The organism is Chryseobacterium oryctis (assembly GCF_025971925.1).
GTDB lineage: Bacteria > Bacteroidota > Bacteroidia > Flavobacteriales > Weeksellaceae > Chryseobacterium > Chryseobacterium oryctis.
Window position 1 is genome coordinate 770807 of sequence record NZ_JAPDHV010000001.1, and the last position, 26524, is coordinate 797330.

17 protein-coding genes, 2 tRNA genes and 3 rRNA genes are annotated in these 26524 nt (G+C 35.1%); 14 read left to right on the top strand and 8 right to left on the bottom strand.

Annotated features, from left to right (window positions below):
- Positions 1–3 precede the first annotated feature (3 nt).
- The 4 genes from OH806_RS03650 to OH806_RS03665 all read left to right on the top strand — a co-directional run bounded on the left by OH806_RS03650 (position 4) and on the right by OH806_RS03665 (position 4373).
- Positions 4–411, top strand: a complete 408-nt coding sequence (locus tag OH806_RS03650) for a hypothetical protein (RefSeq protein ID WP_264742300.1) — start codon at positions 4–6, stop codon at positions 409–411.
- Positions 408–1202, top strand: coding sequence for a hypothetical protein (locus OH806_RS03655; protein ID WP_264742301.1), 795 nt, complete (start codon positions 408–410; stop codon positions 1200–1202). The genes OH806_RS03650 and OH806_RS03655 overlap by 4 nt, the downstream gene beginning before the upstream one ends.
- 43 nt (positions 1203–1245) lie before the next feature.
- Positions 1246–1815 carry a DUF6705 family protein gene (locus OH806_RS03660; protein ID WP_264742302.1) on the top strand — a complete coding sequence of 190 codons (570 nt, stop codon included), beginning with the start codon at positions 1246–1248 and terminating at the stop codon, positions 1813–1815.
- Between the two features lie 155 nt (positions 1816–1970).
- Positions 1971–4373: a hypothetical protein gene (locus OH806_RS03665; protein ID WP_264742303.1), complete on the top strand. Its 2403-nt coding sequence runs from the start codon at positions 1971–1973 to the stop codon at positions 4371–4373.
- 55 nt (positions 4374–4428) lie between these two features.
- Here OH806_RS03665 and OH806_RS03670 read toward each other — a convergent pair whose 3' ends face one another.
- From OH806_RS03670 to OH806_RS03680, 3 genes are all read right to left on the bottom strand, one after another.
- Positions 4429–5589 (bottom strand): GlmU family protein, encoded by a 1161-nt coding sequence (locus OH806_RS03670; RefSeq protein ID WP_264742304.1) that lies wholly within the window; start codon positions 5587–5589, stop codon positions 4429–4431.
- Positions 5590–5704: 115 nt separating this feature from the next.
- Positions 5705–6049: a hypothetical protein gene (locus tag OH806_RS03675; protein WP_264742305.1), complete on the bottom strand. Its 345-nt coding sequence runs from the start codon at positions 6047–6049 to the stop codon at positions 5705–5707.
- A gap of 206 nt (positions 6050–6255) precedes the next feature.
- Positions 6256–6507 (bottom strand): type B 50S ribosomal protein L31, encoded by a 252-nt coding sequence (locus OH806_RS03680; RefSeq protein ID WP_264742306.1) that lies wholly within the window; start codon positions 6505–6507, stop codon positions 6256–6258.
- 184 nt (positions 6508–6691) lie between these two features.
- Here OH806_RS03680 and OH806_RS03685 point away from each other — a divergent pair, with 184 nt between their 5' ends.
- The 10 genes from OH806_RS03685 to OH806_RS03730 all read left to right on the top strand — a co-directional run bounded on the left by OH806_RS03685 (position 6692) and on the right by OH806_RS03730 (position 21005).
- On the top strand, positions 6692–8101 hold the full coding sequence (locus tag OH806_RS03685) for a hypothetical protein (protein ID WP_264742307.1): 1410 nt from the start codon (positions 6692–6694) through the stop codon (positions 8099–8101).
- On the top strand, positions 8101–8427 hold the full coding sequence (locus OH806_RS03690) for a nucleotide pyrophosphohydrolase (protein WP_264742308.1): 327 nt from the start codon (positions 8101–8103) through the stop codon (positions 8425–8427). The genes OH806_RS03685 and OH806_RS03690 overlap by 1 nt, the downstream gene beginning before the upstream one ends.
- A 69-nt stretch (positions 8428–8496) precedes the next feature.
- A complete protein-coding gene (locus tag OH806_RS03695) occupies positions 8497–9723 on the top strand; it encodes a 3-phosphoshikimate 1-carboxyvinyltransferase (RefSeq protein ID WP_264742309.1) in 1227 nt (408 codons plus the stop codon).
- Positions 9724–10398 (top strand): hypothetical protein, encoded by a 675-nt coding sequence (locus tag OH806_RS03700; RefSeq protein WP_264742310.1) that lies wholly within the window; start codon positions 9724–9726, stop codon positions 10396–10398.
- A gap of 121 nt (positions 10399–10519) precedes the next feature.
- Positions 10520–11308, top strand: a complete 789-nt coding sequence (locus tag OH806_RS03705) for a sterol desaturase family protein (RefSeq protein WP_264742311.1) — start codon at positions 10520–10522, stop codon at positions 11306–11308.
- Between the two features lie 58 nt (positions 11309–11366).
- A complete protein-coding gene (locus OH806_RS03710) occupies positions 11367–12167 on the top strand; it encodes an SDR family oxidoreductase (RefSeq protein ID WP_264742333.1) in 801 nt (266 codons plus the stop codon).
- A 49-nt stretch (positions 12168–12216) separates the two neighbouring features.
- Positions 12217–13791, top strand: coding sequence for a BamA/TamA family outer membrane protein (locus tag OH806_RS03715; protein ID WP_264742312.1), 1575 nt, complete (start codon positions 12217–12219; stop codon positions 13789–13791).
- Between the two features lie 148 nt (positions 13792–13939).
- Positions 13940–17080: a SusC/RagA family TonB-linked outer membrane protein gene (locus OH806_RS03720; protein ID WP_264742313.1), complete on the top strand. Its 3141-nt coding sequence runs from the start codon at positions 13940–13942 to the stop codon at positions 17078–17080.
- A gap of 19 nt (positions 17081–17099) precedes the next feature.
- Positions 17100–18575 carry a SusD/RagB family nutrient-binding outer membrane lipoprotein gene (locus tag OH806_RS03725; protein WP_264742314.1) on the top strand — a complete coding sequence of 492 codons (1476 nt, stop codon included), beginning with the start codon at positions 17100–17102 and terminating at the stop codon, positions 18573–18575.
- Positions 18576–18659: 84 nt separating this feature from the next.
- Complete coding sequence (locus OH806_RS03730) at positions 18660–21005, top strand: phosphocholine-specific phospholipase C (protein ID WP_264742315.1); 2346 nt, start codon at positions 18660–18662, stop codon at positions 21003–21005.
- 83 nt (positions 21006–21088) lie between these two features.
- On the opposite strand, the gene rrf is transcribed toward OH806_RS03730, so the two are convergent.
- From rrf to OH806_RS03755, 5 genes are all read right to left on the bottom strand, one after another.
- Positions 21089–21196, bottom strand: a 5S ribosomal RNA gene (gene rrf, locus OH806_RS03735).
- A 157-nt stretch (positions 21197–21353) separates the two neighbouring features.
- Positions 21354–24109, bottom strand: a 23S ribosomal RNA gene (locus OH806_RS03740).
- A 154-nt stretch (positions 24110–24263) separates the two neighbouring features.
- A tRNA-Ala gene (locus OH806_RS03745) sits at positions 24264–24340 on the bottom strand.
- 85 nt (positions 24341–24425) lie between these two features.
- Positions 24426–24499, bottom strand: a tRNA-Ile gene (locus OH806_RS03750).
- 178 nt (positions 24500–24677) lie between these two features.
- Positions 24678–26194 (bottom strand): 16S ribosomal RNA (locus tag OH806_RS03755).
- Together the 16S, 23S and 5S rRNA genes with 2 tRNA genes alongside form the textbook arrangement of a ribosomal RNA operon.
- Between the last annotated feature and the right edge of the window lie 330 nt (positions 26195–26524).

The following is a 26524-nucleotide window of genomic DNA, read 5'->3' on the forward strand; positions in this document are numbered from 1 at the left end:
GAAATGAAAAATAATAGAAAAATAGTTGCTTTATTAATAGTAATATTTGGCATTTGCAAAATAAATGCTCAATTAGACACTTTGAATTATTTAAAACAATTCGAACTCAATAAAGCAAATTATATCGGTCAACCTTTTTCAAAACTTCTCAATGAAATGACACAAATAAAGCCTAAAACGGCATGGCCTACGTTTGGTCGTAAAAAAACAGAAACAATAGGAACAAGCTTTAATTTCACTTATAAAGAGCTAAGTTTCCATAATTCTATTACTTTATTGATAAAATGGCAAGATCCGATACCAAGAGACCAAACAAAATTTTATGAACAAAAAAATGCTTTTTATTTTACCAATGAAGAAAATGCTTTTTTTGGAAGTAAAATTGTAAAAGACATAATCGTGTACCGATGAAAATAAGATTTAATATTCTTATAACATTATTGATATCTTATACTTCCTTTTATGCACAAGAAATTTCAATAGATGAAAATGGAAATACCATAATCACAACTCATTGTAGAAAAAGACCAATAAAAGATACTTTAAATTATGTAAAGCAATTTGAAATTAATAAGATAAATTATATTGGTCAACCTTTTTCAAAACTTCTCAATGAAATGACACAAATACAACCTAAAACGGCATGGGCAGCATCAATGGGGAGAAAGAAAATAATATCTTGCAAAGCTCAACAAATATATCCACTATTAACATCAGTAGGCAATGTACCTAATTTATCTCATTTGAAAGACACCAACAATGAGCTTCAATCATTTGTAGGAACATATGCAGCGACCTATAATGGAAATCAAATTACTCTTTATATAACTAAAGAAGATGAAAAACTTTTTAATACTAGAGGCAAACAAATTTACAGAGATGTCTTGGAAATAAAATATGTTGTAAAAAACTCAACTGGTACTGTACTCCAAGATACAAAAAATTTAGTGTTACCAGATGAAAGCCTTAAATATAGAATATATAGTTTATGGGTTACAGAAAATGGTAATAAAGCAGAATTAATATACAATGGAACTAATTGTAATGTTGGTTTTGGTAGCATTGATTTAAAAAAACTCAATGCTACCCAACTTTCTTGGGAGTATAAGCCCAATGATATTGTGACAACGGCAGATAAATGCCCCCCCAACTTTGGACACAACCATTTATTTACCCGAGACAAAGGATTTAATTTTTACTAAGCAATAAAACAAAGCCTCTTAGGAGGCTTTATTAAAAAAAATTATGAAAAAAATATCAATTCTCATTTTTGCAATCAGCTTATTATATTGTAAAGCTCAAGAGCAAACACTCCCTTTAACCACCATGAACAATGAACTTCCTTTAAATGCTTATATAAAGGATACAGAAAATCAATTACCTGCCTTCGAGGGAACATGGAAAGGAAAAGTAAACGATAAAACATTTACTATTGTTTTAAAAAAAGCAAAATATTATGATACCCTTTCACAAAGCAATCCATTTTATAAAGATTTGCTCTGGGGTAAATTTCAGGTAAAAGATTCTAATGATAAAATACTTTTTGATAACCTTTCCCTTCAAGATAATTATTCGAAGATACAAGGCAGACGTATTTATCCTAGCGGGAAATATGAATTAATATACCTTGATCCTGATTTATGTAATAAAGTAGGACTTATTATGATTGGGTTTACAGATGACTCGAAAAAAGAATTAAAGTTTAGATATAAAGATTATCCGCAAAATTTGGATTCCAGTTGTTTTTATTATGGAAAACCAGCTGAACAACAACCAGAACCATTACCAAAGGAAATTATTTTGACAAAACAATAAAACCTCCAAATTGGAGGTTTTGCTAATAAAATTGAATACCTTTAATTCTTTTGAAGACAAAGAAACAGAAATTATTGCCCAAAAAGTTATCTGAACTATTTCCAATTATTATATTTAAACTAAAATTAATTTGTCCATTTTATATAATACAGATTATGAAAAAATTTTTTATACTTTTACTTCTAGTATTCTTACAACCTTACTATAGTCAGGATAAAGCCGAAAAAGCTCTACAAACTTTTAACGAAAAGTACCCTCAGGAAAAAATTCATCTGCTTTTTGATAAAAGCAGCTACATTGCCGGAGAAAACCTTTGGTTCAAATCTTTTGTATTTGAAGGGTATAATCGTTCAAATATATCAACCAGCCTTTTCGTAGAATTGTATGACCGCAACAAGACCCTGATCAGCAAGAATCTTTTTCCTTTGCTGAAAGGTGAAGGCAGTGGAAGCGTTTTTCTACCCGAAAACCTAAAGGAAGATATTTATTACATTCGGGCATATACCACATGGATGAGTAACTTCAGTGAAGATTTTCAGTTAGTACGTCCTATTACGGTCTACAACCCCTCTTCTCCGGATAAGCTTGTTAAGGATACTATTTCCAGTTGGACAGCATCTGTTCATCCTGAAAGCGGTACCTTCATCAATGGTATTAAAACCAAGTTTGCAGTGCGATTACATTCTCCCAAAGGAGCAACACCATCAGACTGGAATGGCTATGTGATAGACACGACAAAACCAGACATTCATCTTGCTGACTTCAAAGGCTTTGATCAAAATGTAGGCTCATTCAGTATCACTCCTGAAAACGGTAAAAAATACCAACTCATTGTAAGTGACAAAAAAGGCTATAAACAAAGTATAGACTTGCCAGAAGCAGTTGCTGTAGGGATCAATCTTCAGGTAACAAGCAATACAGATGTTGTAAAGTATACACTAAAAGCAAATAATTTGTCTGAAAATTCTCAGTATTACAAAATATTAGGTACTATCAACAATCAATTAGTCTATAAAGCTAAAATCAATAAAATATCTGATGATATCTCTTATTCTATCCCTACCGACAAACTCATTAACGGTATTTTACAACTTACCGTTTTCGATGATAACGAAAATGTGGTTGCAAACAGAATTTGCTTTATTCAGGCAGACCTTTTAAATATAAAACAGCCTTCCCTCCAGTCTTTATCATTAAATACTTCCCCCAGAGGAAAAAACTCTTTTGAAATTGCCATAAATCCGAACTATGCCAATTATTCCGTTGTTGTGATGGATGCCACTACAAACAACCCTGAAGAGGAGAATAGTTTACTAAGTACTCTTTGGCTCACAGGAGATATCCCTTCGAAAATATATATGCCTGCACAATATTTCACCAAAAAACGAAACGCAGAAGCACTGGATGCACTTATGATTTCGGAAAAATGGACGCGTTTTAATTGGTCTAATCTTATTTCAGGAAGACTTCCCACAATAAGATACACTCCTGAATCTTATATTTCCTATAAGGGGAAAGTACTTATTCAGGGAAAGCCAGCTTCTAATGCGGATCTTAATTTAATCTTTACCACACCTCATCATGGTACAAATTTTTATTCTGTAAAAACAGATGTGAACGGATTTTTCACCTTTGGAAATTTAGTTTTTGAAGATTCCATTAAGTTTTCTTATCAACTCAATGATAAAAAAATTCCAAAAGAAACTGTGCAAGTTTTTTTCCAACCTAATTTTGAATTTGTCCCTTATAAAAACAGTTTACCAGTAAACGAGTTTATTCTGGCAAAACGTTTACCTGATGAGAAATTACCTACTGAAATCTCCCGTTTGGCAACAATAAAGAGTAATCAGAAAATAATTAACGAAAAAATAACAGATATTGAGGAAGTAGTCATCAAAGGAACAAAAAAAGCTAAAACTCAAAAACTGAATGAAAAATTAAGCAGTAGTTTGTTTAAAAGCATTAATGAGCAGATTTTTGATTTTGTAAATGATAATCAAAATGCTCAATCTTCTTTCGGAATATTACAATGGCTACAAGGACAGGTGGCTGGTTTAGAGATACGATCACAAGGAGGAGATTACATTCCTTATATGAGGGGAGGTACGGTGGATATATACTTAGACGAAATGAAAATAGATGCAAGACAAGCTACAAGTATTTCTATGCAAGATATTGCTATGGTAAAAATAATTAAAGGATCTTTTGCTGGTAGTTTTGGAGGAGGAAATGGCGCAATTGCCATTTATACCCGAAGGGGAGGCATCACAGGATCAATATCGAATTCAAGTGCAAATTCATCTTTGAAACAAATTACATTAAATGGATATAACAAAGAAGCTCCGTTTAACAATCCGCTATATGATGATATCAATTTTAAAGATATACCTCAGGATATGAGAAATGTACTATACTGGAATCCATATCTTGAAACACAACCCAACGCACCTTCAGCAGTACAATTCTTCAATAACGATGATTCAAAATCTTATAAGGTAATTATAATAGCATTTGATGATAATGAAACTCCTTTATATTACAATGAGGCACTTAAATAACAGAGGAATATGAAATAAATAAAAACAAAACCTCAGGAAAACCTGAGGTTTTATATTAATACTCATCAAAAATATATTTCAAAATAGCCTTGTCATCATCAGTAAGTTCAACTTTTCTTCTTGCCATAGCCCTTGAAGCGACTTCATAGGCTTTATCTAGTTTAAATCTTTCATCATCTTTAAAACCTCCCCATGAAAAATTCTCTACAAAATTCGGAGGAAAACCTTCCCTGAAAATATTTGAGGCTACACCAATAACTGTTCCTGTATTCAACTGTGTATTGATAGCTGTTTTAGAATGGTCACCCATAATAAGACCTGCAAACTGTAAACCTGTATCTTCAAAAGATTTTGTTCTGTAATTCCAAAGTCGAACGTGACTGTAATTATTTTTCAGGTTGGAAGAATTGGTATCTGCTCCGAAATTACACCATTCTCCTATCACAGAATTCCCAATGAAACCATCATGTCCTTTACTAGAATATCCAAAAATAATGATATTACTAACCTCTCCTCCAACTTTACAATGTGGCCCGACAGTAGTTGCACCATATATTTTTGCTCCTAAATTAAATTTCGAATCTTCTCCCAAAGAAATAGGACCACGAAGATTGCAACCTTCCATCACCTCGGCATTTTTTCCAATGTAGATTTTTCCAGTTTTGGTATTTAAAGTTGAAAATTCTATTTGAGCACCTTCTTCTATAAACAAATCTTTCTTATCTCCTAAAAATCCATTAGTAGAAGAAAGTTCCTGTGAAATTCTGCCTTTTGTCAGTAGTTCAAAATCAAAATCAATAGCTTTATCATTGTAAGTAAATAAATCAGTCGGTTTTTTAAAGAAAACAAGCTCTTCTTTAATATCCGTCATCTTCTCGATTTGATGCAGAGAAAAATCTTTCATATTTACTTTTGCAGCAATCAGTTCATCTTCATAAACCAATGCTTCTCCTTGCTTCAAATCTTTAATTTGCTGGATTACAGCTTCAGTGGGTAAAAAATTAGTTACTAGAAAAAGACTTTCTTTTTCTTCAGGATTTTTGAATTTACTCTGAAGATAATTTTCCGTGAAATAAGAAATCTCGGTATTTTCTAAAATCTTTTGCCATCTCTCAGAGAAAGTAAGAATCCCGCAACGCATTTCGGCTACTGGGCGGGTAAATGTAAGGGGAAGAAAATCTTCCCAATATTGTGCATCTGAAAATACTAATTGCATTTTTTGTATAACTTAAAGATTAAAAAACTAAAAATCAGAAGCTCCAATCTATTATTTATAGCTTCAAATTTATAGGTTAACAAAAATACAAATTAAATATTCTGTATGCTCTTATTTATTTTTTATCGAGTCGGATTTTATTTATTCTTTTCACATTTTCCGTTCTGCTTACCTTTCTGAGATTATGAATTGAAAAAGGATATTCTGCCGACTGATCAATAAGCATTATGATTTCTTTTTCCTTAATTAAATCATCTTTTTTAAAAGTATTCCAAACAATTTTAGGAATTGACATTGCCTGTCTTTTACCATCCATATTCATGAAATCAATTGAACGAAGGGTATTTGATTTAGGATTAGGCTTTCCAATTAATATTTTTCCAAAAGGACTAAATACTTCTCCATTCTCATTAACTAAATACTCTCTTTTTGACGGAATGTTTGCTCTAATCTTTTCCATAGCCAATACATTTACAAAACAAAAATATTAAAATAATTTTCAACACATTGGTTAATTTTGTAATTATTTTTAATTCAATGTTGTTTTTTAATTAAAATACATTATCAATAATATATGTATCCACAAAATAAATTCAATTCAACTATAGGACAATAAAAAAGTCTTCCAAAAAATTGGAAGACTTCAATATTTTTAAGTACAAAAAATTACTTAGCGAATTTTTTGTATTTGCTCATGAACTTATCAACTCTACCAGCTGTATCAACTAATTTAGTTTTACCAGTGTAGAAAGGGTGAGAAGTTGAAGAGATTTCCATTTTGATTAGAGGATACTCTTGTCCTTCATACTCGATAGTATCTTTTGTTTCTGCAGTAGACTTACAAAGAAACATCTCGTCGTTACTCATATCTTTGAAAACAACAAGTCTATAATTTTCTGGGTGAATTCCGTTTTTCATAATACAATTTTTAAAAAAATTAAAGTTTGCTTTCGAAATAGTAATGGATATTTCTCTGCTAATTTTAGGGTGCAAAAATACAATATTTTTTCAAAATTCCAAATAAGCTTTCAATATTTTTTTCATGATAAGAAATTCAAACTATTTTCGTTAAATTTGAAATCTATATTAAACTTCAATTTCAATGAAATTCAAATTATTATTGGCTTTTTCATTTTGGATGCTTCTGATGACTATATCTTGTAATAAAGATGATATTAGCTTCGATGAGCCTTCACAACTTTTAAGTTTCTCAAAAGACACTGTTTTTTGTGATACTGTTTATCATCAGGTGCGTTCGGAAACCTATGCTGTAAAAGTGTTTAATAATGAAGATAAAGATGTTATCATCCCAAGAATCAATCTTGAAAAAGGTGCTGCTTCTTTATATAAGATAAATGTAGACGGAAAATCCGGATATGATTTCAAAGATGTTCCTTTAAGAAAAAAAGACAGTCTTTATATTTTTGTTGAAATTGCACCACAGGCAGATGGCCCGGAAGCTATTGCGGAAGACCGCGTAATTTTTACAAGTCCGGCAGGACAACAGCATGTAACTTTATTCTCTGTTGTTCAGGATGCGGAATTCTTTATCCAAACCCCGACAAATCCGAATGTAATAGCTAATCATACAACCTGGACTAATAATAAAGCAAAAATCATTTATGGAGATTTAACGATTGACCCTGATATTATATTAAATATACAAGAAGGAACAAAAGTATATTTCCATAAAAACAGCGGAATGAAGATTTCTTCGGGAGCCACATTAAATATTAACGGAACTTTGGATAAAGAAGTAGTTCTTCGTGGGGATAGAAACGACCCTTATTATGATACAATTCCTAAAAACTGGAATTCTATCAAAATGGAAGCAAACTCTAAACTTAATATGAATCATGCAAGACTTTTCGGTGGTACAAAAGGTTTGGAAATGAAACAAACTACTGCGAATATCAGCAATTCGTTTATTCACACTTTCCTAGATTACGGAATTTATGCTGTAAACTCTACCGTTAATGCTAAAAATTTAGTAATGAATAACTGTGGAGAGTCTTGTATCGGTATTTTCAGAGGAGGAAATCACACTTATACTCATGCTACAATTGCCAATTATTCTAATGTAATGGGCACATTCAAAAGAAACGGAATTTTTGCAACCAACGAGTGGAAAAATGAAAACGGACAAACCGAACAAGGTGCTTTACAACAGCTCAGTATATTAAACAGTATAATATATTCGGATAGAGACAATTCTATTAGCCTTGAACAAACTCCAGGACAACAATTTAATTTCTTTTTCCAAAATACTCTGATGAAATATTCGGGAACATCAGAAGCAGGATTCCAGTTTGATACAAGCCCGAACGTTTCTCAATGTTATAAAAATGAAGACCCTCAGTTTGTCAACTTCTCTATAGCTCATCTTAATTTAAGAGTAAAAACCAATTCTTTCGCAAGAGGAAAAGGAAATACAGCTGTTGCAGGAACTGTTCCGACAGATATTGTGAATGTTTCAAGAACTACAAACCCTACTTTAGGAGCTTATCAATAATGGAAATTACAAATCTTCAGCAACAAGTTGACGAATGGATAAAAACGGTAGGTGTTCGTTATTTCAATGAACTTACCAATATGGCAATGCTTACCGAAGAAGTAGGCGAAGTTGCCAGAATTATTGCCAGAAGATATGGTGAACAAAGCGAAAAAGAAAGTGACAAAACCAAAGATTTGGGTGAGGAACTGGCCGATGTATTGTTTGTTACTTTATGTTTAGCCAACCAAACCGGAGTCAATTTGCAGGATGCCTTTGACAGAAAAATGAAAGTAAAAATTGAGCGCGACAAGGAAAGGCATCAGAATAATGAAAAACTTAAATAAGGAATAAATGATGAGTTATAAAATTACTTTTAGCTCATCCTCTTTTTTAATACAATGGAGTAAATAATAATGAAGACGCTAGAAAAAACAAAATTAATTGGAAATAAAACTATTCAAATCAGCGGTTCGAAAAGCATTTCGAATCGTTTGTTGATTTTAGAAAGTTTATTCAAAAACATAAAAATCGGGAATTTATCAAATTCTCAGGACACTCAACTGCTGAAAAAAGCATTACAAGAAAACTCTGAAATTGTAGACATTCATCATGCCGGAACAGCAATGCGATTTCTTACTTCTTATTATTCTATTTTTGAAGGAAAAACAACCATTCTTACAGGCTCAAAAAGAATGAAAGAAAGACCCATCAAGCATTTGGTGACAGCTTTACAGGATTTAGGAGTTCAAATAGAATATCTTGAAAACGAAGGTTTCCCTCCTTTAAAAATTACGGGAAGAAAAATTACGGAAGCTCAGGTAAGCGTTCCTTCCAATATTTCGAGCCAGTTTATCACCTCTCTTCTACTTATTGCTGGAAAACTGGAAAACGGATTACAAATCAATCTCGTGGGTGAGGTCACATCAAGGTCTTATATTGAAATGACATTGAATATTTTAGCGAAATTCGGGATTGAGGCAAGTTTTGTAGGAAATACAATCAAAGTTGAACCTTTCAAAGAAAATCAAGAATCAATAATTAATTATGAAGTAGAAAGCGATTGGAGTTCTGCTTCGTACTTTTACTCTTTTGCAGCTTTAGGCAGAGAAAATATTCACTTGAAAAGTTTCTACAAAGCATCAACTCAGGGAGATTCTTCAATCACAAAAATTTATGACGAGTTTTTCGGAATTAAAACAATTTTCACAGAAGACGAACACAAAATAAGTCTTGCTCCGGAATCTGATTTTCAATTTCCCGAAAAGATTGTTTTGGATATGAATGATTGCCCCGATATTGCACAAACACTTTGTGTAACGGCTTCTGCCCTAAAAATTCCGTTTGAAATTTCAGGGCTAGGAACTTTAAGAGTAAAAGAAACCGACAGACTTAAGGCCTTGTATAATGAATTAAAAAAGTTAGGAACTGAAACTGAAATTACGGATTCAACGATAAAATCAATAAGCTTCAATGCACCTGAAGAAAATATTTCTATCAAAACTTATCAGGACCACAGAATGGCAATGAGTTTTGCTCCGTTTTGCTTAATTAAAAAGCTCAATATTGAGGATGAAGATGTTGTGGAAAAATCTTATCCTATGTTTTGGGAGGATATTTCGACAATTTTAAGCGTATCTTAAATGAAAGATCTCTTTTCATTCCTTGCAATTCTTCTCTTTTCAATCCTTCAAGCACAAGAATTGAAAGATTTTAGAGCTCCGAATGGTTATAAAAAAATTGTAGAAGTGAAAGGAGATTTAGATAAAGACGGAAAGGCAGAAACGGTAATTGTTTTTCTTACAGATAGAAAAGTCGAATCCGATTTCAACAAAGGATATCTGAGGGAAATTTTTATTCTAAAAAATATAAATGATAAACTTAAAACTTGGAAAAGAAACTCCAATATAATTTTTGCCTCCGATACAGGATTTTATCCCGAAAGTAGTCCGCTGCCTGATTTACAAATAAAAAACAATTGTCTTATTATCTCTCAGCAGTTTAATACAAATTCAAGGCATACACAAAGCTATAAGCATACTTTTCGATTTCAGAATGGAGACTTTTATTTAATAGGTTCCGTTGGTAATTTTAATGACACCTGCGAATTTAACATCCTGAATGACATCAATTTTTCAACAGGTAAAGTTATTGTTGACGAACAATATTATCCTTGTAATGAAGAAGAGGAGACTCCCGGGAAAAATTTTTATAAAGAATTTATTTATAAATCAAAATTATCTGTAAAAATGGATAACTTTATACCAGGAGAAAATTCAATCAGAATTCCTAAAACTAACAAATATTTTAATTTCTAATGTTTAAAGCAATCATCACAGGAACGTTATTTTGCGGTTGATTATGCTGAATATTTGATTATTAACACTCTTTTTTGATGGTAGTTTGATGCTTTAGAAGCAATTTTAAAAAGCAAATACCATGATTACAGTTTTACAACTACCAACTCCTTGGCAAGTATTAGCCGATCCTGCTTCTATCATTGTCATTTCAATTTTTTTTGTTTTAATGATGGTCGAAGAAATATTCCCTGGAAGAAAACTTCCCAACATTAAATTTTGGAGAATAAAAGGCATTACTGCATTCGTCATTTATTTCTTTTTATCTACTTATCTTCCTTTGATATGGAATGAATATTTAGCTGCTTATCAAATATTTGACCTTTCTTTTTTAGGTAACTATTGGGGTGCATTAGTTGCTGTTCTTCTTTATGAACTTGGTGTATATTTCTGGCATCGTTCAATGCACAAAAGTAATTTGCTTTGGAAGGTATTTCATCAAATGCATCACAGTGCAGAACGTGTGGATACTTACGGAGCTTTCTTTTTCAGTCCGATGGATATGATTGGCTTTACTTTTTTGACGAGTCTTGCGATGGTATGGTTTGCAGGTTTTACTCCTCAGGCAACCATCTATGCGATATATGGTGCGACATTTCTTGCTGTTATTCAGCATACCAATATCAAGACACCACAATGGATGGGATATATTTTTCAACGTCCGGAATCTCATTCTTTACATCATGCAAAAGGGGTACATGCTTTCAATTATTCTGACCTTCCGCTATTTGATATTATATTCGGTACATTTCGTAACCCAAAAGAATTCTCAACAGAAACAGGTTTCTACAACGGAGCTTCATCAAAAATTGGAAAAATGATTTTATTTAAAGATATTTACAACGAAAAACCTGATAAGGATAGAGATTAATGTAAAAAGTAACAACACTTATCTAAGTTAGATTCAGAAAAAAATTCAAAACCTTATTATTTTGAGTAAAAAAACAATCATCATCACAGGAACATCCTCCGGAATTGGCTTTGTATTAGCCGAGTATTTTGGAAAAAAAGGGCATAATGTTTACGGTCTAAGTCGAAAATATACCGAAAGCCAATATTTCAAATCTATTCCAACAGATATTACCGACAATAATGCAGTCCAAAATGCTATTGCTGAAGTTTTGAAAACAGAAACAAGAATTGATGTTCTCATAAACAACGCGGGAATGGGTATGGTAGGTGCTGTAGAAGATTCTACGAAAGAAGATATTTTAAAATTATTTAATCTGAATCTTGTTGGTGCTGTGCAAATGATGAGTGCAGTAATGCCAAAAATGCGCGAAAATAAATTTGGAAAAATCATCAATATTTCAAGTATCGGAAGCGAAATGGGATTACCTTTCCGTGGATTTTATTCCGCTTCAAAATCAGCTTTAGATAAAGTAACTGAAGCCATGAGATATGAAGTTTATTCTTGGAACATAGAAGTTTGTTCGCTTCATTTGGGTGACATTAAAACCAATATTGCCGAAAACAGAGTAAAAACTAAAGTTTCCGAACCTTATAAAAATGTTTTTGAAAAAGTTTATTCTCTGATGAATGCACATGTAGACGAAGGAACAAAACCTCTGGACGTTGCAGAATACATTGAGAAACTTTTACAAAAAAATAAATGGAAAACTCATTATTATTTTGGTAAATTCGGACAGAAAATAGGAGTTCCTCTGAAGTGGATTCTTCCACAGAGCACCTATGAAAATTTAATGAAGAAGTATAATAAACTAAGCTAGTTTTTGTTTTAGAAAGAGTTTGAAATTATTTCTGAAAATATTTTTTGTTTTGTTTTGCGTTTTTGCTCAAGCGCAAAAGAAGCACTATTTCCTTATTGATACCGAAACCAATTTAAAGAAAAAGGTGAAAGATTCTGCTTCTGCTGCTAAGTTTTTAGATTCATTAGCTCAAAGCAATTATTTTTTCACGCAACTGAAAGATGTAAAAGTAAAAGGCGACAGTACAGAAATATTTTACGATAAAGGAAAAAACTTCAATGAGACTTATGTAAACCTTTCAGATTCTATTTCCCTTAAAATAAAGTCTGACAAAGAGTTTTTCACTAAAAATTTAGATTCAACCAAGAAAAGTATCAATAAATCTTATATTGACGATGGATATTCTTTCAGTAGGATTAAAACAAAATATAAAGGTCAGAAAAACGGCTATCCTGTTGTCGAACTTGATATCAATAAAAATGATAAAAGAACGATAGATGGCTTTGTCGTAAAAGGTTACGAAAGAGTTCCCAAAAGATTTATGAAAAATCTTGAGAAGGAATTTAAAGGAAAAACTTATGATGACAAAAACCTTATCGCCATCAACAAAAATTTCCAAAGTCATCAGTTCGTAACATTGGAAAGACCACCACAAACTTTATTTACCAAAGATTCTACCCAAATCTATCTTTTCATGGAAAAGAAAAAAACCAATTCTTTTGACGGTGTAATTGGTTTTGGAAATGATAAAACAGAAAAATTTACATTAAACGGAACATTAAACGTTAATTTCAGGAATATGTTTAACGGTTTTGAAACTGTAAATCTGTATTGGCAAAGAAACCCTGACAAAGGGCAAACCTTTGACCTTCAAACCGATATTCCATATCTTTTCAAATCTAACGTAGGTCTCAATATGAAGGTAAATATCTTTAGACAAGATTCTACATTTGCCAACGTTAAAGCTCTCCCTTCATTGTATTATCACATGAACAGCCGAAATAAAATCGGTTTGAGAGGAACATTCGAAAGCTCAAGCATTATTGATACTCTATATGTTCAAGGGAAAGACTATAATAAAAAAGGGATTGGTATTTGGTTTGAAATGGTAGAACCAACCGATATTGATTTATTTCTTTACAAAACAAAAATCAACGCAGGGTACGATTATCTTACGACTACTTATTCCAAAGATAATATCAAAGCCAATCAAAATCAGTTCTATTTTTTTGGTGAGCACAATTACCACATCAACGGAAATCATTTCCTTAATATAAAAGCCGAAGGTGCAATAATGGATTCTAAAATTGAATTTTCTGCCAACGAATTATACCGTTTCGGTGGCTGGAATTCCATGCGAGGCTTCAATGAAAGCTCTCTCGCCGCAGACTATTATTATTACGGAGGATTAGAATACCGTTATCTCATCGGAAATCAGGCATTCTTTGATATCTTTGGGCAATATGGGCAACTCAATAACAAATCTTTAAATGTAAAACCGAAGCTTTACAGTGTTGGTCTTGGTTTCAATTTCTTTATTCCAATAGGATTAATGAGTTTCCAGCTTTCAAACGGTAACGAGTTTGGTAATCCTTTTAAGTTTAATGATATAAAAATCCATTGGGGAATTTTAAGTAGATTTTAAAATAATATAAAATTATAAAATACAAAGCCTTTCTTACTTTATTATTTTATTAAATTCTCCCTATACAAACCTCTAAAATCGTATTTTTCTTTTAACATATTCTTAAAACTTAAGTAACACAACCCCGCTAAATTTGCCTTCAAAAAAAATGAAGAAGACTTTAGCTACTTTTGCAGTTTTTTTACTCCCCCTCTATCTTACTGCTCAAGAAATTAATATTTCCGGAAATGTGAAATCAGAAAACGGAAGTAGTATCTCTGGTGTAAGCATTATCGACAAAAACACAGGAAAAACAGTAATCACCGATACTAATGGAAATTTTACCATTTCAGCAAATCCGAAAGATATTCTTGAGTTTTATTCTCCGGAATTTTCACTCTATACTATTGAAGTATCAAACAAGAAAAACTATTCGGTTATTTTAAAAAAAGTAACTGAAAAACAAATTGAAGGTGTTGTAATTACAGCTTTGGGTATTGCAAAAAAGAAAGAAAAAATAGGTTATTCCACACAGGAAGTTGGTACAAAACAATTTGAAACAGTAACCACTCCAAGTATTGGAAACTTATTCTCAGGGCAGGTTTCAGGGTTGAATGTATCAAATCCGACAGGAATGCAACAGGCACCGGAATTTAGCTTGAGGGGAAATTCAAATCTAGTTTTTGTGATTGATGGAGTTATCGTTGATAAAAATGTTTTTCAAAATTTAGACCCCAATAATATTGATAATATCAATGTTCTAAAAGGAGCTACCGCTTCTGCGCTTTATGGCTCAAGAGGTAGATATGGAGCTGTTTTAATTACTACAAAAAGCGCTAAAAAGAAAGGATTTACAGTTGAGTTTTCTCAAAATACAATGATTTCGGGCGGATTTACAAATTTACCAAAAACGCAGACTGAATACGGAAACGGTTCACACGGAAAATATGAATTTTGGGATGGTGCAGACGGCGGTGTAAATGATGGAGACATGATTTGGGGACCGAAATTTGTTCCTGGAACAAAGATAGCACAATGGAATAGCCCAATCAGAGATAAACAAACAGGAGAAGTCATTCCTTGGTACGGAACTGTTGCAGGAAGCCAATATAACGATAAATCAAGATATGAAAGAGTTCCTATTGATTGGGAATATCATGACAACCTGAAAACATTCCTGAAACCTGCTATAATCAATAATAACAACTTCTCAATAAGCTATAAAAACAATAAAGATATCTACAGACTTTCTGGAAATTTCATGAATTATGATGACAGTATTCCCGGAGCATATCTTCAGCGTTATGGCGTTAATTTTTCAACAGAAAATCACATCAGCGATAAATTAATATTTGATACTAAGTTTAATTTTAATCAAACTTTCACGCCAAATATTCCGAATTACGATTACAATCCGAGCGGCCATATGTACACTATTTTGATCTGGATGGGAGGAGACGTAAACGGAAAAGATTTAAAAAACCACCTATGGGTTCCAGGGCAGGAAGGAAGAACCCAAGCCAACTGGAATTACGCTTGGTACAACAATCCTTGGTTTGGAGCTGAATATTATAAAAATAAAAACAGAACCAATATTATCAATGCCCAGACTGGTTTGGAATATAAAGCAACAAAAGATTTTTCGGTAAAAGGGAAAATTTCGATTGTTGAAAATCATAACAAACAAGAAATTCAAAGTCCGTACTCTTACTTCAATTATAGCGCACCAAGAAGTGGAGGATATATTTTGAACGATGAAAAAACATGGAATCTTAACTATGATATTTTAGCAACCTATAGAAAGAAAATTTCTGATAATTTTGGGTTCACAATCAACGCCGGAGGGTCTACTTTTTACTATAAAAACAATAAAGACAATTCTTCTACAGATGGTCTAAAGATTCCTGAAATATATAGTTTTGAAAACTCAATTGGAGCTATTAAAAATTATACTTATTTAAATGAAAAATTAATTTACAGTGCCTATTCTACAATTGATATTGATTTGTACAATGCTTTTTTCATCAATATTTCAGGGCGAAACGACTGGTCTTCAACCTTACCAAAAGCTAACAGGTCATACTTTTATCCTTCTGCTTCATTAAGTGCAGTGATTTCAAATTTGGTTAAATTGCCCGAATCAATCAATTTGTTAAAATTATCTGCCTCTTGGGCAAAAGTTGCATACGACTTCCAACCTTATTCTATCAGAAATTATTATCTGAACAATAACGGAATTTCATTCAACGGAAATCCTACTTTTTACTATCCTACAACACTCAATTATGAAAATTCATTGAAACCTGAACAAACAAAATCTTATGAATTGGGACTAAGTGCAGGTTTTTTGAATAATAGAATTACTTTAGATGCAACTTATTTCAAAACATTAGATTACAACAATATCCTTCAATTCCCAAGTTCTGAATCTTCAGGATTCACCTCTCAATATGTAAACGGAAACGAATACACAACAAAAGGATTTGAGGTTTCATTAGGTTTAGTACCTGTTAAAACCAACAATTTTACCTGGAAATCTTTAATCAATTGGAGTACTTACGAACAAAAACTAAGTTCCATCTACGGAAATATGCCCAATTATAATAACATCAAATTAGGCGAAAGAATGGATAGCTATTATGATTACACTTGGCAAAAATCTCCTGACGGAAAAATTATTCTTGATGCCAATACAGGAATGCCGACAAAAGCCAATGCTCCAACCAATTTAGGACATTTCAACCCAGATTGGACATTTGGTTTCAACAATACTTTTAAGTACAAAAAATTATCATTAAATATAGGTATTGATGGAAGTATCGGAGGTGTAATGAGGTCGCAAGTAGTAGAAAAAATGTGGTGGGGAGGAAAACACCCAAATTCTACGGCTTACAGAGACTTAGAATATGCTAATCCCGGAAGTTATTATTTTGTTCCAGATGGTGTAAATTATAATCCCTCAACAGGAACTTATACTCCACATGCTAAACCTATTAGCTTTCAGGATTGGGCACAAAATTATCCTTATCGAGCGAGAGTTACTGAAGATGAAAACGAAATGTTCGCCAATGTTTTTGACAGAACTTTTATAAAATTACGCTCAATAGTTCTAGAATATGATTTCTCATCATTACTAAATCCTAACGGAATTTTGAAAGGTTTTACCGCAAATATTTCAGGATACAATTTAGCGATGTGGAAAAAATCTAAAAATCTTTATTCAGACCCTGATTTTAAAATTCAGGCAGGAAATGACATTCAGGATCCGTCAAGCAGATGGTTCGGAATCGGATTTAATCTTAAATTTTAATTAAAAGCATTCAATCAAAATGAAAAATATTATAAAGTCATTATTTATTATAGGATTATTGACATTAACTTCATGTGAATCAAGCCTTGATACTATTAATGAAAACCCAAACGACCAAGCAAGTATAGACCCAAAATTTCTTTTGACATACGTTTCACAAAATGTTTTTCAGGTAAATGGTGATAATATGTATGCTTCCAGAATGATGATAGGAACAGACGGTGAAAATGTTTATCAGTACATGAAATGGAATGATGCATCTTTTGAAGTATATACAAAAGGACTTCTCAACACCGTAAAAATGATGCAGGAGGCCGAAAAAATCAACAATAAAAACTATCAGGCAATCGGGAAATTTTACAGAGCTTATTATTTCTTTAATTTAAGTTTAAAATTCGGAAGTATTCCTTATTCAGAAGCAGTGAAAGGAGAATCTGCAATTACCCAACCCAAATACGACAGTCAGGAAACCGTAATGGCAGGGATTTTAACAGAATTGAAGGAAGCGAACGACCTTATCAATACCCAAGATAAAATTGAGGGTGATATTATATTCAACGGTGATGCTTCAAAATGGAAAAAATTAATCAATTCTTTCAGATTAAAAATTTTAATTACCCTTTCTAAGAAAAATACTGTCGGAAGCTATAATATAGCTACAGAATTTGCCTCTATAGCAGGAAACCAACCATTAATGACCTCTATCACAGATAATGGTGAACTGAAATTTGCAGACGCAGCGGACAGCAGATATTCAATGTTCAATAACAGTGGATACGGTTCTAGCCTATATATGGCAGATTATTTTATCAATTTGTTTAAAGAAAGACAAGACCCACGTTTATTTACATTTGCAGCACAAACAACAGGTGCTAAAGAAGCTGGAAAACCAATTACGGATTTTACGGGTTACAACGGAGGAAATCCTACTTCCCCTTATTCTGAAAATGCAGCTTTGATTACGGCAAAAAACATTTCAAAAGTAAACGACCGTTTCTACAAAGATGCCACTAACGAACCTTCAAACATTTTGAGTTATTCGGAATTAGAGTTTATTCTTGCTGAAGCCGCTGCAAGAGGATGGATATCAAGTTCTCCTAAAACACATTATGAAAATGCCATTAAAGCAAGTTTTAATTTTTATCAGACTCATGTAAAAAATCCAAACCAATATTTTTCAGGATTTGATGTTAATCAATATTTAGCAAAACCTTTAGTTGCTTACAATACATCGGATTCATTATCAAACCAATTAGAAAAAATCATTACACAGAAATACATGACTATGTTTCATCAGTCTCAATGGACTTCTTATTATGATTATTTAAGAACAGGATACCCTAATTTACCATTACAAACCGGAGTTTCTGCTCCTTTAAGATTTAGATATCCACAAACGGAGTACAATTATAATAGTACAAATCTTCAGGCAGCTTTAGCTTCACAATACGAAGGAAATGATAATATACACTCCAAACCTTGGTGGTTACAATAAAATACTTTTTAATTTTAATACTTAGAAAGAAATCGTAGTTGATTTTTATTTATTGCGATTTCTTCATTATTATTTCGATTGAATATGAACAGAAGAGAATTTTTAGAAAAATCGAGTTTACTTTTAGGAGGATTAGGCACATCCACCATGTTACATCCGTCAATCCTAAAGGCATTAACCATAGACCCTGCCGACAAATCTACCTTTTATGATGCTGAACATGTAGTAATTTTAATGCAGGAAAACCGTTCATTTGACCACGCTTTTGGAACTTTGAAAGGGGTAAGAGGCTTTTTGGACAAAAGAGCATTTATAAAACAAGACGGACATTCAGTTTTCTTTCAAAAAAGTGATTCCGGAAAATATGCAGCTCCGGCTCGTCTGAATTTAAGAAATACAAAGTCTACTTGGATGAGTTCACTTCCACATTCATGGAGTGACCAACAAAAAGCTTTAAACAATGGGAAATTTGACAAATGGCTTCAGGCAAAAGCATCCGGAAATAAAGATTACAAAGACATACCTCTTACTTTGGGATACTACAATCGTGAAGATTTGCCATTTTATTATCAATTGGCAGACGCATTTACTATTTTCGATCAATATTTTTGCTCTTCATTAACGGGAACTACTCCCAACAGACTTTTTTTATGGTCAGGAACTCTTCGTGAACAAAAAAACGGAAAAGTAAAAGCCAATGTTTATAATGAAAATATAGATTACGATAAAAACAAACAGGCAAAATGGAAAACATTTCCAGAAATTTTAGAGGAAAATAATATTTCATGGAAAATTTATCAAAATGAAATCAGCCTTCCAAAAGGAATGTCTGGAGAACAAGAAGCTTGGTTGAGCAATTTTACAGATAATCCAATCGAATGGTTTTCTAAATTCAATGTAAAATTTTCAAAGGGTTATCACAAAAATATTTCTAATATTATTTCTCATTTAACAAAGGAAATTGAGAAAAACCCTAGTAAAAAAGAGATTTTTGAAGCTAAAATTAAAGAACTTCAAAACGATTTAATAGAATATCATCCGGATAATTTTGAAAAATTAACTCAAACCGAAAAAAGTATTCATGAAAAGGCATTTACCACTAATAGTAATGACCCTGATTATTGGAATATTGAGGTAGGACAAGATGAAAACGGTGAAAGATTAGTTGTACCCAAAGGAGATGTTTTGCATCAATTCAGAAAAGATGTTGAAAATAAAAAATTGCCTTTGGTTTCCTGGCTGGTTGCTCCTGAACATTTTTCGGATCATCCTGGTTCACCTTGGTATGGAGCTTGGTATATTTCAGAGGTTTTAAATATTCTCACTAAAGACCCAGAAACCTGGAAAAAGACAATTTTCATAATCAACTATGATGAAAATGACGGCTATTTTGACCATGTTCTTCCCTTCAGTCCACCAATAAACCCTAGTCAACCTGTTGATATGAATGGAAAAGAAGGTGCTGAATACGTCAACAAAGGTCAGGAGTATATGTCTACTCAAATACTGAAAGACTACGAAAGAATTGAGGGTACGGTCGGTTTAGGTTATCGGGTACCTATGATTATAGCTTCACCTTGGACAAAAGGAGGGTTTGTAAATTCCGAAGTCTCCGACCATACTTCTGTGCTTCAATTTCTAGAAAAGTTTATAAAGAAAAAATTTGATAAAGACGTTACAGTTGATAATATTAGTGATTGGAGAAGGGCTATTTGTGGGGATTTAACTTCAGCGTTCAATTCATCTAATCTTAAAATTCCAAAGATGGATTATTTGAATCAAAAAGACTATGCTAAAACAATAAATTCTGCTAAACATAAACCTGTCCCAAATTTGAAATGGTATTCTGAAAATGAGCTAAACGAAAATTTATTGGAAGTTCAGGAAAGAGGTTTAAAGCCTTCTAATTCACTTCCTTATAATTTTGAAGTGAATTTTGAAGAGAACAAGATAAAAATGACAAATCTTGCCGAATCAGGAGTTCCATTGTTAATTTATGATAGAACTCAGTTTGATAATAGCAATTTTTATTTTTCTTATGCTCTATATTCTAAACAGAAGCTAAGCCATCAAAATAATTCGGAAGAATACAATTACGAAGTTTTCGGACCTAATGGTTTTTATAGAAATTTCAGAGGAAAAGTAAATCCACAAATTGAGGTACTATTAAAAAATCATCACTTAAAAAATGAAATAGAATTAATATTTAAGAAAAAAAATAGTAATAATCTTTCAGTCACTATTAAGGATTTTTACAATAAGACTCAAAAGAAAATTAATATACATAAATCAGAAGAAAAGATTAGCCTAAATCTGGACAATATGAAAGGTTGGTATGATTTAAAACTAAGCTTAGAGAACTCTATTTGGCATTTTTCAGGGAGAATAGAATCTGGAAAACCCACCGTCTCCGATCCTCATTGGAGCTAGTAACTATTAACCTCTATCTAAAGTAAAGTAAGGTACAAAAACAAAAAAGTCTCATACAATACTGTATGAGACTTTTAAATAAAAACTGGCGGCGACCTACTCTCCCGCGTTAGCAGTACCATCGGCGCTGGTGGGCTTAACTTCTGTGTTCGGAATGGGAACAGGTGAGCCCCACCGCTAAAACCACCCTAAAAAAGGTATATAAGAGGTTAGAGATTAGAAGTTAGAGGTTAGTATAAATCTAACTTCTAATTGCTAAATTCTAACTTCTGATTTTATCGATAAATATCATCACAAAGGCAAAACCTTTACTGCACTTATAAGAACTTGTTTTATTAGCACCTTATAGGCTATAAATCTACGGGTAATTAGTACTACTCGGCTATGACATTACTGCCTTTACACCTATAGCCTATCAACGTTGTCATCTCCAACGACCCTTAAAAGATGTCTCATCTTGAGGCGAGTTTCGCACTTATATGCTTTCAGTGCTTATCTCTTCCAAACATAGCTACTCAGCGGTGCACCTGGCGGTACAACTGATACACCAGAGGTTTGTTCAATTCGGTCCTCTCGTACTAGAATCAAGTCCTCTCAAACATCTAACGCCCGCAATAGATAGAGACCGAACTGTCTCACGACGTTCTGAACCCAGCTCGCGTGCCACTTTAATGGGCGAACAGCCCAACCCTTGGGACCTTCTCCAGCCCCAGGATGTGACGAGCCGACATCGAGGTGCCGAACCTCCCCGTCGATGTGAGCTCTTGGGGGAGACTAGCCTGTTATCCCCGGAGTACCTTTTATCCTATGAGCGATGGCCCTTCCATACGGAACCACCGGATCACTATGTCCTGCTTTCGCACCTGATCGACTTGTTGGTCTCACAGTCAAGCACCCTTATGCCATTACACTCTACGCACGGTTACCAAGCGTGCTGAGGGTACCTTTGAAAGCCTCCGTTACTCTTTTGGAGGCGACCACCCCAGTCAAACTACCCACCACGCAATGTCCTTCTGAAAGAAGTTAGGCTCCAAGTAAGTAAAGGGTGGTATTTCAACGTCGACTCCACCAACACTAGCGTGCCAGCTTCAAAGTCTCCCACCTATCCTACACATTACTTACTCAAAGTCAATACGAAGTTATAGTAAAGGTTCACAGGGTCTTTTCGTCCCATTGCGGGTAATCGGCATCTTCACCGATACTACAATTTCACCGAGCTCGTGGCTGAGACAGTGCCCAGATCGTTACACCATTCGTGCAGGTCGGAACTTACCCGACAAGGAATTTCGCTACCTTAGGACCGTTATAGTTACGGCCGCCGTTTACTGGGGCTTCAGTCAAACGCTTCGCTTACGCTAACGCCCTTCCTTAACCTTCCAGCACCGGGCAGGTGTCAGACCCTATACAGCATCTTTCGATTTAGCAGAGTCCTGTGTTTTTGATAAACAGTCGCCTGGGCCTCTTCACTGCGGCCAACATTGCTGTTGGCGTCTCTTCTTCCGAAGTTACGAGACTATTTTGCCTAGTTCCTTAGCCACGACTCACTCGAGCACCTTAGGATTCTCTCCTCGACCACCTGTGTCGGTTTTGGTACGGGTTGCTTCACTTCGGCTTTTCTTGGATCCGATTTCACTATAACAGCTTCGCCCGAAGGCTAGGCCTTGACACTTCCGTCCGTCTTCAATAGCTACGTCGAACCGTCCCCTTTTTAGTGTGAGCAAGTATGGGAATATTAACCCATTGTCCATCCACTACCCCTTTCGGGTTCGCGTTAGGTCCCGACTAACCCTCAGCTGATTAGCATGGCTGAGGAAACCTTAGTCTTTCGGTGAGGGGGTTTCTCGCCCCCTTTATCGTTACTTATGCCTACATTTTCTTTTCTGTCCGCTCCACAATACCTCACGATACTGCTTCGGCGCAAACAGAATGCTCTCCTACCAGATATAATTAAATTATAAATCCATAGCTTCGGTAATATGCTTATGCCCGATTATTATCCATGCCGAACCGCTCGACTAGTGAGCTGTTACGCACTCTTTAAATGAATGGCTGCTTCCAAGCCAACATCCTAGCTGTCAATGCAGTTCAACCGCGTTGCTTCAACTTAGCATATATTTGGGGACCTTAGCTGTTGGTCTGGGTTCTTTCCCTCTCGGACATGGACCTTAGCACCCATGCCCTCACTGCCGCAGAACATTTATTAGCATTCGGAGTTTGTCAGGAATTGGTAGGCGGTGAAACCCCCGCATCCAATCAGTAGCTCTACCTCTAATAAACTTTGTTGCGACGCTGCACCTAAATGCATTTCGGAGAGTACGAGCTATCTCCCAGTTTGATTGGCCTTTCACCCCTACCCACAGGTCATCCGAAGACTTTTCAACGTCAACCGGTTCGGTCCTCCACTCTGTGTTACCAGAGCTTCAACCTGCCCATGGGTAGATCACAAGGTTTCGCGTCTAATCCTACTAACTATGCGCCCTATTCAGACTCGCTTTCGCTCCGGCTCCGTAACTTAATTACTTAACCTCGCTAGTAAAATTAACTCGTAGGCTCATTATGCAAAAGGCACGCCGTCACCCAACTTGTGGGCTCCGACCGCTTGTAGGCGTACGGTTTCAGGTTCTATTTCACCCTTCTATTCGAAGTGCTTTTCACCTTTCCTTCACAGTACTTGTTCACTATCGGTCTTTCAGGAGTATTTAGCCTTGGAGGATGGTCCCCCCATATTCAGACAGGATTTCACGTGTCCCGCCCTACTCATTTATCATCCTTATATACCTTTCGAATACCGGGCTATCACCGTCTACGGCTGTTCTTTCCAGAACATTCTTCTAAATATATAAAGACTTTTGGGCTAATCCGCTTTCGCTCGCCACTACTTACGGAATCTCTTCGATTTCTTTTCCTCCGGGTACTTAGATGTTTCAGTTCTCCGGGTTTGCTCACCTTACGGTGTGACAGGTCTTCAACCTGCCGGGTTGCCCCATTCGGATATCTGCGGATCAATTCGTGTGTGCCAATCCCCGCAGCTTTTCGCAGCTTACCACGTCCTTCGTCGCCTCTGAAAGCCTAGGCATCCGCCATACGCCCTTAACGATTTCTTTCCTATTTTTAGGTTACTCAAGCACTTATAAGTGCTCGGTTTTCTCTTTGTGATGTCTTTATCGTTAATGTCAATGATCTTATTTCTATTTCTGATTTAATTCGCAAATATTGTTTTTGGCTCTATTTGCTTATTTAAAATTAAACCATCTATAATGGTGGAGAATAAGGGAGTCGAACCCTTGACCTCCTGCGTGCAAGGCAGGCGCTCTAGCCAGCTGAGCTAATTCCCCGCTAGTTTAGATGTTAGTAGTTAGAAGTTAGAGATTAGTAACATACTAACTTCTGATTTCTAGATTCTAACCTCTATTCAATTAGTAGTCTCGGGCAGGCTCGAACTGCCGACCTCTACATTATCAGTGTAGCGCTCTAACCAGCTGAGCTACGAGACTCTCTCTAATTAATAATTATTAATTAATAATTGTTAATTATCTCTTATCCCTTATACTAATTTCTAGTGGGTTTGTATTTTTTATATATCAACCAAACAAAAAACTAAAGCTTTACTTTGAAGTAAGTACTTTGGACACATAGTGTCCTTAATTTTTTTATCGTCTTAAAGACGCTCTAAAATGAGATGTTCCAGCCGCACCTTCCGGTACGGCTACCTTGTTACGACTTAGCCCTAGTTACTTGTTTTACCCTAGGCAGCTCCTTTTACGGTCACCGACTTCAGGTACCCCAAACTTCCATGGCTTGACGGGCGGTGTGTACAAGGCCCGGGAACGTATTCACCGCGCCATGGCTGATGCGCGATTACTAGCGATTCCAGCTTCATAGAGTCGAGTTGCAGACTCCAATCCGAACTGAGACCGGCTTTCGAGATTTGCATCACATCGCTGTGTAGCTGCCCTCTGTACCGGCCATTGTATTACGTGTGTGGCCCAAGGCGTAAGGGCCGTGATGATTTGACGTCATCCCCACCTTCCTCTCTACTTGCGTAGGCAGTCTCACTAGAGTCCCCAACTCAATGATGGCAACTAGTGACAGGGGTTGCGCTCGTTGCAGGACTTAACCTAACACCTCACGGCACGAGCTGACGACAACCATGCAGCACCTTGAAAATTGTCCGAAGAAAAGCACATTTCTGCGCCTGTCAATTCCCATTTAAGCCTTGGTAAGGTTCCTCGCGTATCATCGAATTAAACCACATAATCCACCGCTTGTGCGGGCCCCCGTCAATTCCTTTGAGTTTCATTCTTGCGAACGTACTCCCCAGGTGGCTAACTTATCACTTTCGCTTAGTCTCTGAATCCGAAAACCCAAAAACGAGTTAGCATCGTTTACGGCGTGGACTACCAGGGTATCTAATCCTGTTCGCTCCCCACGCTTTCGTCCATCAGCGTCAGTTAAGACATAGTAACCTGCCTTCGCAATTGGTGTTCTAAGTAATATCTATGCATTTCACCGCTACACTACTTATTCCAGCTACTTCTACCTTACTCAAGACCTGCAGTATCAATGGCAGTTTCATAGTTAAGCTATGAGATTTCACCACTGACTTACAAGTCCGCCTACGGACCCTTTAAACCCAATAAATCCGGATAACGCTTGCACCCTCCGTATTACCGCGGCTGCTGGCACGGAGTTAGCCGGTGCTTATTCGTATAGTACCTTCAGCTTTCCACACGTGGAAAGGTTTATCCCTATACAAAAGAAGTTTACAACCCATAGGGCCGTCGTCCTTCACGCGGGATGGCTGGATCAGGCTCTCACCCATTGTCCAATATTCCTCACTGCTGCCTCCCGTAGGAGTCTGGTCCGTGTCTCAGTACCAGTGTGGGGGATCACCCTCTCAGGCCCCCTAAAGATCATTGACTTGGTGAGCCGTTACCTCACCAACTATCTAATCTTGCGCGTGCCCATCTCTATCCACCGGAGTTTTCAATTTAAAATGATGCCATTCTAAATATTATGGGGTATTAATCTTCCTTTCGAAAGGCTATCCCCCAGATAAAGGCAGGTTGCACACGTGTTCCGCACCCGTGCGCCGCTCTCAATTGCCCGAAAGCAATCTACCGCTCGGCTTGCATGTGTTAGGCCTCCCGCTAGCGTTCATCCTGAGCCAGGATCAAACTCTCCATTGTATGTTTGTCTGACTCACTCAAAGTTTTTTAACGCTTTAGTTTTTCCTTACTTGGTTGTTATATTGTATTTCAATGAACTTCACTTCTTCCGCTTTAATACGCAGCTAATTTTCTGTCGTTTTCACTTCGTATTTGCGAGTGCAAAAGTAATAACTTTTTTCTAATTGACCAAATGTTTTTGAAGAAAATTTTAAAGTTTTTTTTCAGTAACCTTAACTCCTCTAAACCTCCAATCCATCAACTTCTGCGCTCCCTTATTAGGGACTGCAAAGATACTGATTATTTTAACTCCCACAACTTTTATTCTATAAAAATTTAAAAGTTTTTTTT

Bases quoted from the DNA above. Each gene is read 5' to 3' on its own strand.
- OH806_RS03650 (WP_264742300.1), top strand. From the start codon at position 4: ATGAAAAATAATAGAAAAATAGTTGCTTTATTAATAGTAATATTTGGC.
- OH806_RS03655 (WP_264742301.1), top strand. From the start codon at position 408: ATGAAAATAAGATTTAATATTCTTATAACATTATTGATATCTTATACT.
- OH806_RS03660 (WP_264742302.1), top strand. From the start codon at position 1,246: ATGAAAAAAATATCAATTCTCATTTTTGCAATCAGCTTATTATATTGT.
- OH806_RS03665 (WP_264742303.1), top strand. From the start codon at position 1,971: ATGAAAAAATTTTTTATACTTTTACTTCTAGTATTCTTACAACCTTAC.
- OH806_RS03670 (WP_264742304.1), bottom strand. From the start codon at position 5,589: ATGCAATTAGTATTTTCAGATGCACAATATTGGGAAGATTTTCTTCCC.
- OH806_RS03675 (WP_264742305.1), bottom strand. From the start codon at position 6,049: ATGGAAAAGATTAGAGCAAACATTCCGTCAAAAAGAGAGTATTTAGTT.
- OH806_RS03680 (WP_264742306.1), bottom strand. From the start codon at position 6,507: ATGAAAAACGGAATTCACCCAGAAAATTATAGACTTGTTGTTTTCAAA.
- OH806_RS03685 (WP_264742307.1), top strand. From the start codon at position 6,692: ATGAAATTCAAATTATTATTGGCTTTTTCATTTTGGATGCTTCTGATG.
- OH806_RS03690 (WP_264742308.1), top strand. From the start codon at position 8,101: ATGGAAATTACAAATCTTCAGCAACAAGTTGACGAATGGATAAAAACG.
- OH806_RS03695 (WP_264742309.1), top strand. From the start codon at position 8,497: ATGAAGACGCTAGAAAAAACAAAATTAATTGGAAATAAAACTATTCAA.
- OH806_RS03700 (WP_264742310.1), top strand. From the start codon at position 9,724: ATGAAAGATCTCTTTTCATTCCTTGCAATTCTTCTCTTTTCAATCCTT.
- OH806_RS03705 (WP_264742311.1), top strand. From the start codon at position 10,520: ATGATTACAGTTTTACAACTACCAACTCCTTGGCAAGTATTAGCCGAT.
- OH806_RS03720 (WP_264742313.1), top strand. From the start codon at position 13,940: ATGAAGAAGACTTTAGCTACTTTTGCAGTTTTTTTACTCCCCCTCTAT.
- OH806_RS03725 (WP_264742314.1), top strand. From the start codon at position 17,100: ATGAAAAATATTATAAAGTCATTATTTATTATAGGATTATTGACATTA.
- OH806_RS03730 (WP_264742315.1), top strand. From the start codon at position 18,660: ATGAACAGAAGAGAATTTTTAGAAAAATCGAGTTTACTTTTAGGAGGA.